The 10802-nt window shown below is 75.1% G+C and carries 13 protein-coding genes; 3 read left to right on the top strand and 10 right to left on the bottom strand.

Features of this window, described 5'->3' with window-relative positions:
• Positions 1-154 precede the first annotated feature (154 nt).
• Both ACFW1I_RS36650 and ACFW1I_RS36645 read left to right on the top strand, forming a co-directional pair.
• The gene (locus ACFW1I_RS36650; RefSeq protein WP_384678157.1) at positions 155-1342 is read left to right on the top strand and encodes a globin domain-containing protein; all 1188 of its coding nucleotides are present in this window, start codon (positions 155-157) and stop codon (positions 1340-1342) included.
• Between the two features lie 163 nt (positions 1343-1505).
• Complete coding sequence (locus tag ACFW1I_RS36645; RefSeq protein WP_384678155.1) at positions 1506-2270, top strand: rod shape-determining protein MreC; 765 nt, start codon at positions 1506-1508, stop codon at positions 2268-2270.
• Between the two features lie 22 nt (positions 2271-2292).
• On the opposite strand, the gene ACFW1I_RS36640 is transcribed toward ACFW1I_RS36645, so the two are convergent.
• The 7 genes from ACFW1I_RS36640 to ACFW1I_RS36610 all read right to left on the bottom strand — a co-directional run bounded on the left by ACFW1I_RS36640 (position 2293) and on the right by ACFW1I_RS36610 (position 8416).
• Positions 2293-2664, bottom strand: coding sequence for a peptidase inhibitor family I36 protein (locus ACFW1I_RS36640; protein ID WP_384678153.1), 372 nt, complete (start codon positions 2662-2664; stop codon positions 2293-2295).
• A complete protein-coding gene (locus ACFW1I_RS36635; RefSeq protein WP_384678151.1) occupies positions 2661-3377 on the bottom strand; it encodes a hypothetical protein in 717 nt (238 codons plus the stop codon). Before ACFW1I_RS36635 ends, ACFW1I_RS36640 begins: the two co-directional genes overlap by 4 nt.
• Positions 3378-3763: 386 nt before the next feature.
• The gene (locus tag ACFW1I_RS36630; RefSeq protein ID WP_384678149.1) at positions 3764-4549 is read right to left on the bottom strand and encodes a polysaccharide deacetylase family protein; all 786 of its coding nucleotides are present in this window, start codon (positions 4547-4549) and stop codon (positions 3764-3766) included.
• Positions 4550-4768: 219 nt separating this feature from the next.
• The gene (locus tag ACFW1I_RS36625; RefSeq protein WP_384678147.1) at positions 4769-5176 is read right to left on the bottom strand and encodes a hypothetical protein; all 408 of its coding nucleotides are present in this window, start codon (positions 5174-5176) and stop codon (positions 4769-4771) included.
• Positions 5177-5219: 43 nt separating this feature from the next.
• Positions 5220-6767, bottom strand: a complete 1548-nt coding sequence (locus ACFW1I_RS36620; RefSeq protein ID WP_384678145.1) for an ATP-dependent DNA ligase — start codon at positions 6765-6767, stop codon at positions 5220-5222.
• Between the two features lie 47 nt (positions 6768-6814).
• Complete coding sequence (locus ACFW1I_RS36615) at positions 6815-7879, bottom strand: DUF6397 family protein (RefSeq protein ID WP_384678143.1); 1065 nt, start codon at positions 7877-7879, stop codon at positions 6815-6817.
• A 132-nt stretch (positions 7880-8011) separates the two neighbouring features.
• Positions 8012-8416 (bottom strand): roadblock/LC7 domain-containing protein, encoded by a 405-nt coding sequence (locus ACFW1I_RS36610; protein ID WP_030493313.1) that lies wholly within the window; start codon positions 8414-8416, stop codon positions 8012-8014.
• 172 nt (positions 8417-8588) lie between these two features.
• On the opposite strand from ACFW1I_RS36610, the gene ACFW1I_RS36605 reads away from it, so the two are divergent.
• The gene (locus ACFW1I_RS36605; protein ID WP_384678140.1) at positions 8589-9014 is read left to right on the top strand and encodes a PPOX class F420-dependent oxidoreductase; all 426 of its coding nucleotides are present in this window, start codon (positions 8589-8591) and stop codon (positions 9012-9014) included.
• Between the two features lie 145 nt (positions 9015-9159).
• Here ACFW1I_RS36605 and ACFW1I_RS36600 read toward each other — a convergent pair whose 3' ends face one another.
• The 3 genes from ACFW1I_RS36600 to ACFW1I_RS36590 are packed head-to-tail and all read right to left on the bottom strand — an operon-like array spanning position 9160 to position 10627.
• Positions 9160-9771: an ATP/GTP-binding protein gene (locus tag ACFW1I_RS36600; RefSeq protein WP_384678138.1), complete on the bottom strand. Its 612-nt coding sequence runs from the start codon at positions 9769-9771 to the stop codon at positions 9160-9162.
• A complete protein-coding gene (locus ACFW1I_RS36595) occupies positions 9752-10180 on the bottom strand; it encodes a DUF742 domain-containing protein (protein WP_384678136.1) in 429 nt (142 codons plus the stop codon). Before ACFW1I_RS36595 ends, ACFW1I_RS36600 begins: the two co-directional genes overlap by 20 nt.
• 12 nt (positions 10181-10192) lie before the next feature.
• A complete protein-coding gene (locus ACFW1I_RS36590) occupies positions 10193-10627 on the bottom strand; it encodes a roadblock/LC7 domain-containing protein (RefSeq protein ID WP_031008323.1) in 435 nt (144 codons plus the stop codon).
• Positions 10628-10802: the final 175 nt, after the last annotated feature.

The raw sequence follows: 10802 nt of genomic DNA, 5'->3' as shown, positions 1-10802 counted from the left end.
CCGATCTCGTGCTAGCGCCCACCGGCCCGGTGGTGCTCTCCCACCCCCCGGCCCCGCTTTCGTCACCCGCCCCCCGCCACCCCGGGGGGCTCGTGCCGCCCGGGACTCCGCATCGATTTAAATACGCAGATCATCTACCAGATTGAGAGTTCCGATGCTGTCCGAGCAGGCCGTACCCGTCGTCCGCGCCACGCTGCCCGCCGTCGGCGGAGCACTCGACGAGATCACCGAGCGCTTCTACGGGCGGCTCTTCGCCGCCCACCCCGAGCTGCTGCGCGACCTCTTCAACCGGGGCAACCAGGCCAGCGGCGACCAGCGCAAGGCGCTCGCCGGGTCCATAGCCGCCTTCGCCGTGGCCCTCCTGGAGCACCCCGACACCCGCCCCGACACGCTGCTCTCCCGCATCGCGCACAAGCACGCCTCGCTCGGCGTCACCGCGGACCAGTACAAGATCGTGCACGAGCACCTCTTCGCCGCGATCGTCGAGGTGCTCGGCGAGGCCGTCACCCCCGAGGTCGCCCAGGCGTGGGACGAGGTCTACTGGCTGATGGCGAACGCGCTCATCGCCCTGGAGAGCCGCCTCTACCAGGAGGCGGGCGTCGAGGACGGCCGGGTCTGGCGCCCGGTGCGGATCGCCGAGCGGCGCGAGGAGACCCCGGACACCGTCTCCCTCGTGCTCACCGACCCGGACGGCTCCCCGCTGCCCGGCTTCCGGCCCGGCCAGTACGTGAGCGTCCGCGTGACGCTGCCGGACGGCGCCCACCAGATCCGCCAGTACAGCCTCTCCTCCGCGCCGGGCCGTCCGGCGTGGCGCATCACGGTGAAGCGGGTCGACGGCGACCCGGCCGGCGAGGTCTCTAACGAGCTCCACGCCCACGCCGCCGCCGGCGACGTCCTGGAGGTCTCCACGCCCTTCGGCGACCTGGTGCTGCCCGAGGGCGACGGCCCGCTGCTGCTCGCCTCCGCCGGCATCGGCAGCACCCCGATGCTCGCCATGCTCGACCACCTCGCGGCCACCGGCGCCGAGCGCCCGGTCGTCGTGGTGCACGCCGACCGCTCCCCCGGCACGCACGCCCACGCCGAGGAACTGCGCGAGCTCGTCGGCCGGCTCCCGCAGGGCAGCCTGCACCTCTGGTACGAGGAGCCGGGCGCGTCCGGCGCCCGCGAGGGCCTCGCCGACGTGACCGCCCTGGAGCTGCCGGCCGGCACCCGCGCCTACCTGTGCGGCCCGCTCCCCTTCCTGCGGGCGGTCCGGGGCGACCTCGTCGCCTCCGGGGTCGCCCCGGCCGACGTCCACTACGAGGTGTTCGGCCCGGACCTCTGGCTGGGCGCTTGGGCGTGACGGGGGGCCGCACCCGCGCGGGCCCGGGCCGGCCCTCGCCGCCCCGGGCCCGACCATGATCCTTGGATCCTCAAGCGCCATGGCGTTCCCGCTGCGGATCCTGCATAGTGTGGGCGCGGATCGGCCTCGTAATCAGTGGGCCGACAGGACTTGGACGGACACGATGGGATCGTACGGAGCGGGTGGCACCCACCGGGACGCGCGGCGGCCGGTGCGGGGGATCGCCCTCGACATCGGCAGCTCACGGACGCGGGCCTGGGCCCCGGGGGCGGGCGTCTTCGCGGACGTGCCGAGCGCGACGGTCCGGGGCGGCCGGGTCGCGGACACCTCCTCCCAGCTGCTGCTCCTGAAGCGCCTCGCCGCCTCCGCCCCGGGCGGCGAGAGCCACGACACGGTCGTGATGCTGACCCATCCGGTGCTCGCCGCCCCGGCGGAGCGCGAGGCGGTCCGCCGGGCCGTCGCCGGGCTCGGCCCCGTCCGGGTGATCGCCGTCGACAGCGCCCGGGCCGCGGCCGCCTACGCGGCGCCGCCCGGCGGCGGCCCCCTGCTCGTGGTGGACCTCGGCGCCCGGCTGACCGAGGTCACGCTCGTCGTCGACGGCCAGGTGCAGGACGCCCGGCTCGCCGAACTCGGCGTCGACGACCTGCCGGCGCGCGGCGGGATGCCGGACGCGGTGGCGGGCACCGCCGCCGACATGGTGAGCGACATGTGGCGCGCGGACGGCACCGGCGCCGTCCGCGGCGCCCTCCGCCGGGGTGTGCTGGTGACCGGCGGCGGCGCGCTCCGCCTCGACGTGACGGCGCGGCTCGCCCAGGTGCTGCGCGGCCGGGTCCGGCTGGCCAACGATCCGGCCACCAGTGTGGTCCGGGGCGCCGGCCTGATGCTGGCCTCGGCCCTGCGTCACCCGGGGGCCCGGCGCACCCCGTGACCGGGGCGCGCCGGGGGCGGGGTCAGCAGCCGGTGGCCCAGACGTGGGAGTCACCGCGGTCGTTGGCCGCGGCGTTGTAGCCCACCTCCTGTCCGGGGGCGAGGCAGATGGTCATGTTGCCGCCCTGCCAGGCGTTCTCGTAGACCCGCACGTGGTCCTTGATGCCGGGGCCGGAGATGCCGTGGTTGGCCCACGAGGAGTCGGTGTCGGAGATCCAGCTCTCCCACCAGCCGTCGTCGCCGCTCCAGTTGGCCCGCTGTCCGCCGAAGTTCGCGTCCTGCCAGACGCAGAAGTGGCCGGAGGGGCATTCGGCGGCGGTGGCGGAGCCGGCGACGGCGAGGCCGGTGGTGAGGGCGAGCAGGGCGGCGGCCGTGGTGGCCAGGATGCGCTTCACGAGGTGGCGTTGCCTTTCCGTGGTGGGGTGGACGCGGGCAGCCGGACCGCCCGCAGCAGCGCGCGGTCGCGCAACTGCCGGTAGGTGGTGAGCTCGTCGTGGTGCAGGGCGCGCACCTCGGCCAGCTCGTCGCGCTCCAGTCGGGCGCGGGTCTCGTCGAGGCCGGTCTCCCGCGCGCAGCGGGCGGCGTCCTCGGGGTCGGGCCGCTCGGGGCGTGGCCGGCCCGCCGGTGCGACGCAGGCGGTCCAGCGGGCGAGGGCGGCCCGGTGGTCGGGGTCGTCGCGGTAGCGGGCCTGGGCCTCGGCGCGGAGGTTGTCGACGACGACCTGGGCCCGGAACCAGCGGTGCTGGTCGCCGTAGAGCCGGTCGCGGGCGGCGGCGACGCAGCCGTCGCTGTGGGCGGTGACGGTCACGCCGGTGGCGAGCGTCACGGAGAGTTCACGGGGCCCGGTGCCGAAGAGGGCGGCCTGGAGGGCCCGGTCCTCGGTGGGCGCGCGCGGTGCGGCGGTGGCCCGGATGCCGCGCGCGGCGAGGCAGTCGTCGGTGAACCTCCGCTCCGCCGCCTTGAGGAGCGCGTCCTGCTCGGTGCGCGCGGACGGTACGGCGGGCGGTTCCGTCTGGTCGGGGCGGACGGAGGCGCAACCGGCGAGCAGGGCGAGCGCGGCGGCGGCCGGCAGGGCACGGCGGGCGAGCGGTGTGGTGGCGAGCGGCATGGGTCCCCCTTCGCACGACGGCGCGGTGCCGGGTCGACGGTGGGCCGGAGGATGATCGTCGGCGGCCCGAGCGATCACTGCCCGTGACGGGGCCGGGCATGCGCGACCTCACTCGAACGGGTCGAACGCGCCGTCGTGCGCGCCCCTCGGGCGCCGTGAGCGCCGCCCCGGACATGGCGAGGCCCCGGCTGGACGGGGGATTCCAGCCGGGGCCGCTCGCCGTGACGGGCGAAGGGCGGTCACCTCTGGGGGGGGGACCTGGGGACCGGGCCCCTTCGCCGTCACATAAGGGAGAACAGTGAACCTTTTCCCGATGTTCCGGGCAGTACGGGGTGAACGGTGTGAGTCGGGTCACCCGTCGTGGGCCGGCTCCGGGGGCTCGGCGGTCAGTCCTTCTCGGGCCGGTAGACCTCGCCGGCGCGGGCGGTGCCGGGGGCGAGGAGTTCGGGGACGGTGACGAAGGTGTAGCCGCGGTCCTTGAGCTCGTCGATGATCCCGGGGACGGCGGGGACGGTGCCGTCGTAGATGTCGTGGAGCAGGATGATGCCGTCGCGGTGCGCCTGGGTGAGGACGCGTTCCCGTATCAGGGCCGAGTCGGTGGTGGAGTAGTCCTTGGCGGTGACGCTCCAGAGGATCTGCGCGAGGCCCAGTTCGCGGCTGACGTCGGCGACGGTGGAGTCGGTGCGGCCCTGGGGCGGGCGCATGAGGACGGGCTTGCGGCCGGTGATCCTCTCGATGGCGTCCTGGGTGCGGGAGAGCTCCTCGCGGACCTCGTTCTCCTCCAGGTCGGTGAGGATCCGGTGCGACCAGGTGTGGTTGGCGACCTCGTGCCCCTCGTCCGCGATGCGCCGGACGACCTCGGGGTAGCGCTCGACGTGCTTGCGGCCCAGGAGGAAGAAGGTGGCGGGGACCCGCTTCTCCTTGAGGACGTCGAGGAGGTGCGGGGTGTCCTCGCCCGGGCCGGCGTCGAAGGTGAGGGCGATGCACGTGGCCCGGGCGCAGTCGACCCGCCGGGGCGCGGTGCCCGCCTTGCCGTCGTCTCCCGACTCGGCCCGGGCGGCCTGCGGGGTGAGGGGGTCAACGCCGCAGCCGCTCAGCGTGAGCATGAGCGTGGCGGCGGCGAGCAGGACGGCGGTCCTCCCACCGCGACGGCCCGGCCTGGATCGGAACATGGTGGTACCCGCTTTCCCCGGTTTCGTGTGTGACGCGGCCACCTCCACGCCTGGTCAGGGCGGGTGTACCGATGGCCGCCGTGAACTCTACACACGGTGTATACCGGGGTCGGGAGGGGGGTCCCGGCGCCTTCCGCGGGCACGACGGGGCCCCGGGCGGGGCCCGTCCGCTCCACCCGGGGTGTCCCGTACCGTCCGTCCCGGCTCGGCCCGACGCGATCAGCGGGAGGCGAGGAGCAGTCGCGCCTCGGTCTCCTGGTCGCCCGAGACCGCCTGGAGGGACTCGATGTCGAAGCTGCCGGCGAGCACCCTCTCGACCTCGCCGACGGCGTGGTACCCGCCAGTCAGCAGAGCGCCGACCTTGCCGGTGAGCCGCGGCGGCCGCGGCTCCTCGCGCTGTCCGCCGGAGGTGTCGAAGGTGGCCATCCACACGGTGGTGGCCGGCCCCGAGCCCGCCGGGCCCGGAGGCTCGATGTCCTCCAGCCGGTAGTAGTGGTCGAGGACCTCGAACACGGCCCGGGCGTCCTCCTGCCGGCAGTCGCTCAGCTGGACGGTGACGTCGGTGTCGATGTGCAAGTCGTACACGTCGCTCATCTCCTCGTGGCAGGCGTGCCACTCTTCCAGCATCCCCCTCCGCCCGCGCCACGTCGACGGTTACCGCCCGCCGGTCTCAGCCGGTGGCGAGCAGGGATTCCACGGTGTCGGCCTCGGCGGCGGGCTTGTCCGGGCGGTGCCGCAGCACCCGGGCGAAGCGGAGGGTGATGCCGGCCGGGTAGCGGGTGGAGCGCTGGAGGCCGTCGTAGGCGATCTCCACGACCAGCTCGGGGCGGACCGTCACGGTGAACCCGTCGTCCTCGACGGCCAGTTCCCCGAGGCGGTCGGTCTGCCAGCGGAGCATCTCGTCGGTGAGCCCCTTGAAGGTCTTGCCGAGCATCACGAAGCCGCCGCCCTCCGTGCGGGCGCCGAGGTGCAGGTTGGACAGGAAGCCGGTGCGGCGGCCGTGGCCCCGTTCGACGGCGAGGACGACGAGGTCGACCGTGTGCACGGGCTTCACCTTGAGCCAGGTCCGCCCCCGCCGGCCCGCCACGTAGGGCGCGTCGAGCGCCTTGACCAGCACGCCCTCGTGGCCCCGGGCCAGGGTGTCGGCGAGGAACCCCTCGGCGGCCTCCACCTGGGCCGGGTCGTCGGGGGCGGTGACCTCGACGCGGCGCACCCTGCGGTCCTCGGGCAGCAGACGGGCGAGGACCGCGTGGCGGGCGCGGCCGGGGCGGTCGACCAGGGGTTCCCCGTCCGCCGCGAGGACGTCGAAGAAGACCGGGGTGAGCGGCAGCGCGGCCCGGGCGCCGGTGACGTCCGCGCGGGAGCCGACGCGGCCGGCGATGGACTGGAACGCGGCGGGGCGGCCGGTGGCGGGGTCGAGGGCGATGAGTTCGCCGTCGAGGATGAACGACTCCGACGGCACGTCGAGGGCGACCGCGACGACCTCGGGCAGCCGGGCGGTGATGTCGTCGAGCGAGCGGGTGTGGACCCGCACCTCCCCTCCGTCGCGATGCACCTGGATCCTGATGCCGTCCAGCTTCTCCTCCACCGCGCACGGCCCCAGCGTCTCCACCGCCTCGGTGACGGAACCGGCCGTGTGCGCCAGCATCGGCTGCACGGCCCGTCCGACGCGCAGGGTGAACCGGTCGAGGGCGGCGCGCCCTTCCGCGAGGACCGCCTGGGCGACCGGCGGGAGCGAACCCTCCAGCATCACGGCCCGCCGCAGCTCGGCGGCCGGCACGTCCGCCGCCTTCGCGACGCCCTCCAGCGCGACGGCGTCGAGCGCGCCCTGCCGCACCTCCCCGGAGAGCAGCCGCACCAGCAGTTCCTGTTCCTCGACGGGCGCCGCCGCGCACAACTCACGCACCCGGCGCGCCCGTTCCCCCTGGGATCCGGGGCCCGCCACGGCCGCGAGCGCGTCCATCGCCGCGTCCACATCGGCGAGCGTCAGCGTCGGTGCCGCCGCCGGGGGCACGGCCGGCGGCACCACCTGCCTGAGCGTGCTCCAGCCGACGCCGATCCGGCCCTGGGGCAGCCGGCCCGACAGGTAGGCGATGACGAGCGGGCTCTCCTCGGGGGTGGCCTCGGCGAACAGTTCGGCGAGCAGGGCGGTCTTCCGCGAGCGCGCCGAGGCGGCGGCGACCTGCCGGGAGACCTCCGCGACACGGGCCAGCAACATGCCCCCATCGTCACCGGGCGCCCCCGGCGCCGCACCCGCAGCCGCCCTCACCCCCAGTCACGCCGCGCACCCCACCCCGCGCCGGTCGTCCGCGCCGGGAGGGAGCGCCGGATCCGCGCCAGCAGCCCCGGCCCCCGGGTCCGCGGCGCCCGGCCGGGCGGTCGCGTCGCCCGGCCGCGCGGAGGGGTGGACCGAGGAGCGGTCGGAAGGGCGACCGGAGGGATGGGCGTCCGGGCGGGCGAGCGTGCTGGATCCGCCGGTGTCACGGGCGGTCGCGCCGGTTCCGCCGCCGGTCGTGGGCGCTCCCCCGGGTGGGGCGCCCGCCGGGCGGCGCGGGCCTCGTCCAGGGCGAGGGCGAGGCTCATCCGGTGCCACAGGATCTCGTCCGGGTCCTCGGCGCGGACCAGCCGGTCGGCGACCTCGCGGGCCGCGCCCGTGACCGGGAAGCCCGGCGGCGGCGCCGGGCGCAGTCGGTCCAGACAGCCGCGTTCGTACGGGTCGTCGACGACCTCCGCGACCTGGACCGGGTCGAGCAGCGAGGCGATCGCCGCCGCCCGGACCCACGGGTCGTCGCTGCCGCGCAGCAGCAGCCCCAGATGGCGGGTGCGCCAGTTCCTGGCCCGCAGGTCCTCCCTCGCCGCCCGCTCGCGCACCGCCGCCGGCATCCGGCCGGAGAGCAGGGCGGGGTGCTCCTCGCCGAAGGCGGTGACCTCGGCCGCCACGTACAGCCAGATGACCGTCCGGTAGCGGTTGAGGTAGAAGCGGACCGGGCTCAGATGGCCCGTGCGGGCCAAGCGTCCGAACCGGTCGTGGGTGATGCCGAGGAGCCCCGCGGCCTCCCCCGCGCCGACCGTCCGGACGCGCTCGCGCAGGCCGTCGGGGAAGTCCGGGGCCGCCTTGAGCCGGTCGAGCTCGGCGCGCTCGACCGGGCGCCGCTCGGGCACCCGGTCCCGGCCGCTCCCCCGGTCCCGGAGCGTCCCGCCCGGGTCCGGCACCGGGACCGTCCTGATCAGTCCCATCCGCACGGCGAGCCGGAACTCCTCGCGCTTCAGCTCCAGTTCTTCCGCGGCCCGGGCCGCCGATACCGTCCGCGTCTTCTCGTCCACCGTCATGGCGTCCGCCGCCTCCCCCACTCGCTCGCCCGGCCTGCCGACCGGTCCGGGTTCCGGTGAACCCGACACCACGAAGGTAACGGAGAGTGACGAACGGCGCGCGCCCTGTGGACAACCGCCTGTGGACAACCGTCAGGGCGTGGGCCCGCCCGGCTGTCGCGCGGAGACGCCCAGGTGCTCGCCGACCCGGTTGACCAGCAGCGTCATCTCGTAGGCGACCTGGCCGACGTCGGCCTCCGCGTCGCTCAGCACACAGAGGCAGCTGCCGTCGCCCGCCGCCGTGACGAAGAGCAGCGCCTCGTCGAACTCGACCATCGTCTGCCGGGCCCTGCCGGCCCGGAAGTGCCGGCCGGAGCCGCGCGCCAGGCTGTGCAGCCCGGAGGAGACGGCCGCCAGGTGTTCGGCGTCCTCCCGGGCGAGTTCACTGCTCGCCCCGGTCACCAGGCCGTCGTTCGACAGCACCAGGGCGTGCCGTATCGGTCCGACCCTGCGGGTCAGGTCGTCCAGGAGCCAGTCGAGCCCCTTGTCCAGCGCCATGTGGTGGTCCTCCCCCTCGTCGGTGCGGCCGCGCCGGCCGGGCCCCGTGCCCGCGTTCGCCGGTACGGACCGCGTGTCGCCGCAAGCCTTACGCACTGTCGTGGACAGGGCAAGCACCCCCGTCGGCCCGGGTGTGCCGCCGAACGGCCACCGGGTGCCGCACGATGGGCACATGACGAGAATGACCGAGGAACAGTGGCGGGACTTCGTGTCCCGGGGGACCCGTACGGGCAAGCTCGCGACCGTGCGCGCGGACGGCGGCCCGCACGTCGTCCCGGTGTGGTTCGTGCTCGACGGCGACTCCTTCGTGTTCAACACCGGCAGGAACACGGTGAAGGGCCGCAACCTCGCCCGGGACGGCCGGGTCTCCCTCTGCGTCGACGACGACGCCCCGCCGTTCTCGTACGTCACCCTGAGCGGTGTGGCCGAGCTGAGCGAGGACCCGGACGAGCTGGTCCACTGGGCCACCCGGATCGGCGGCCGGTACATGGGCGAGGACCGGGCGGCGGAGTTCGGCGCGCGCAACGGGGTGCCGGGCGAGCTCGTCGTCCGGGTGAAGATCGAGAAGGTGACGTCGGCGGGCGAGGTCTCCGACTGACCCGTCCCGGGGGCGGGCCGGCCATGACGGTCGAGCCGCCCGATCGTCCGACGGTTCGACCGACCGGGCCGGGACGTCCGACGGTTCGACCTGCCGGGCCGGGACGCCCGGCGGTTCGACCTGCCGGGCCGGCTCTGCCGGCGGTTCAGCCGACCGTGTCGAGGAGCCGGGCGGTGTGCATCCGCCCGGCGTACTCGACGACCCGGATGAGGACCTCCTTCCCGGAGTCCCGGTCGCGCGCGTCGCAGAGCACCACGGGCGTCCCCCGGTCCAGGTCCAGCGCGCGGGACACGTCCTGCGCCCCGTAGGAGCGGGCGCCCTCGAAGCAGTTGACGGCCACCACGAACGGGATCTTCCGGTGCTCGAAGTAGTCGACCGCCGGGAAGCAGTCCTCCAGGCGGCGGGTGTCGGCGAGCACCACCGCTCCCAGGGCGCCCTGCGAGAGCTCGTCCCAGAGGAACCAGAAGCGGTCCTGCCCCGGGGTGCCGAAGAGGTACAGCGAGAGTCCCGCGCGGATGGTGATCCGGCCGAAGTCCATGGCCACCGTGGTGGTGGTCTTCTGGGCCACTCCCCCGGTGTCGTCGACGAGTTCGCCGGCCCGGCTGAGCTGTTCCTCGGTGCGCAGCGGGCGGATCTCGCTGACCGCGCCGACGAGCGTGGTCTTGCCGACGCCGAAACCGCCGGCGACGAGGATCTTCAGGGCGAGAGCGGTGTCGCCGCCGTCCGCGCCGGTGCTGTCAGAGCGCTCGTAGGCCATCGATCACTTCTCTCAGGATGCGTTCGTCGGGGAGCTGCGCGGGCGGTACGGGCCTGCTGACGCGTACGAAGCCCGATTCGAGGAGGTCGCCGAGGAGGACCCGGACGACGCCCACGGGGAGGTCGGCGTCGGCGGCGAGTTCGGCCACCGACTGGGTCTCGGCCCGGCAGAGGGAGAGCAGGGCACGGTGTTCGGGGCCGAGGACGGCCTCCTCGGCCGGGCCCGGCGGGGGGGGGGGGGCGACGACCAGGGCGATGAGGTCGAACCGTACGTTGCTGGGGCCGGGTTTGGTGCGGCCGCCGGTCATCGCGTACGGCCGGACGAGCGGCCCGGCGTCGGCGTCGTACCACTGGCTGCCCGGTGCGGGCGGGCCTCCGCCGGTGGTGTCGCCGGTGCTGTCCATGGTCATGGGGGTCTCCGGTCAGCCGGCGGCCGGCGGGGTCACCGCGAGCCGCGGCGGGGTGTGCAGGTGCTCGCCGACGCGCTTGACGAGCCGGGCCATCTCGTAGGCGATGAGGCCGATGTCGGCGCTGACGGAGCTGAGGACGGCCAGGCAGGAGCCGTCGCCGGCGGCGGCGACGAAGAGGAAGCCGTCGTCCATCTCGACCATGGTCTGCCGGACGCCGCCGGTGTGGAACTGGCGTCCGGCGCCCTTGGCGAGGCTGTGGAAGCCGGAGGCGATGGCGGCGAGGTGTTCGGCGTCCTCGCGGCTGAGTCCGCTGGAGGCGCCGACCGCGAGGCCGTCGCTGGAGAGCACCACCGTGTGCCGGACCTCGCGGACCCGGGTCACCAGATCGTCGAGGAGCCAGTCGAGTTCGCCGGAGCGGTGGTGGGAGATCCTCTCGTGGTCGATCATGCGTCGTCTCCTTCGGATCGGGTGTCCTGGGGCGGGTTGGCGCGGGCGCCGAAGTAGGGGCCGAGGTCGGTACGCGCGCGTGCGTCGCCGCGCGGGTCGTGCGGGGCGCCTTGAGCGGCGGTTCCGTGGGGCGCGGCGTCGGTGTACGGGCGCGTGACGCGGCCGGGGTCGGGGC

Origin of the sequence: Streptomyces sp. NPDC058955, assembly GCF_042741435.1 — a bacterium.
GTDB lineage: Bacteria > Actinomycetota > Actinomycetes > Streptomycetales > Streptomycetaceae > Streptomyces.
Note: the sequence above shows the minus strand (reverse complement) of the source record. Positions and strands in the feature narration are given on the sequence as shown.

What these genes read in the sequence shown, in the direction of transcription:
- ACFW1I_RS36650 (WP_384678157.1), top strand. Translation starts at nt 155, where the DNA reads ATGCTGTCCGAGCAGGCCGTACCCGTCGTCCGCGCCACGCTGCCCGCC.
- ACFW1I_RS36645 (WP_384678155.1), top strand. Translation starts at nt 1,506, where the DNA reads ATGGGATCGTACGGAGCGGGTGGCACCCACCGGGACGCGCGGCGGCCG.
- ACFW1I_RS36635 (WP_384678151.1), bottom strand. Translation starts at nt 3,377, where the DNA reads ATGCCGCTCGCCACCACACCGCTCGCCCGCCGTGCCCTGCCGGCCGCC.
- ACFW1I_RS36630 (WP_384678149.1), bottom strand. Translation starts at nt 4,549, where the DNA reads ATGTTCCGATCCAGGCCGGGCCGTCGCGGTGGGAGGACCGCCGTCCTG.
- ACFW1I_RS36625 (WP_384678147.1), bottom strand. Translation starts at nt 5,176, where the DNA reads ATGCTGGAAGAGTGGCACGCCTGCCACGAGGAGATGAGCGACGTGTAC.
- ACFW1I_RS36620 (WP_384678145.1), bottom strand. Translation starts at nt 6,767, where the DNA reads ATGTTGCTGGCCCGTGTCGCGGAGGTCTCCCGGCAGGTCGCCGCCGCC.
- ACFW1I_RS36615 (WP_384678143.1), bottom strand. Translation starts at nt 7,879, where the DNA reads ATGACGGTGGACGAGAAGACGCGGACGGTATCGGCGGCCCGGGCCGCG.
- ACFW1I_RS36610 (WP_030493313.1), bottom strand. Translation starts at nt 8,416, where the DNA reads ATGGCGCTGGACAAGGGGCTCGACTGGCTCCTGGACGACCTGACCCGC.
- ACFW1I_RS36605 (WP_384678140.1), top strand. Translation starts at nt 8,589, where the DNA reads ATGACGAGAATGACCGAGGAACAGTGGCGGGACTTCGTGTCCCGGGGG.
- ACFW1I_RS36600 (WP_384678138.1), bottom strand. Translation starts at nt 9,771, where the DNA reads ATGGCCTACGAGCGCTCTGACAGCACCGGCGCGGACGGCGGCGACACC.
- ACFW1I_RS36595 (WP_384678136.1), bottom strand. Translation starts at nt 10,180, where the DNA reads ATGACCATGGACAGCACCGGCGACACCACCGGCGGAGGCCCGCCCGCA.
- ACFW1I_RS36590 (WP_031008323.1), bottom strand. Translation starts at nt 10,627, where the DNA reads ATGATCGACCACGAGAGGATCTCCCACCACCGCTCCGGCGAACTCGAC.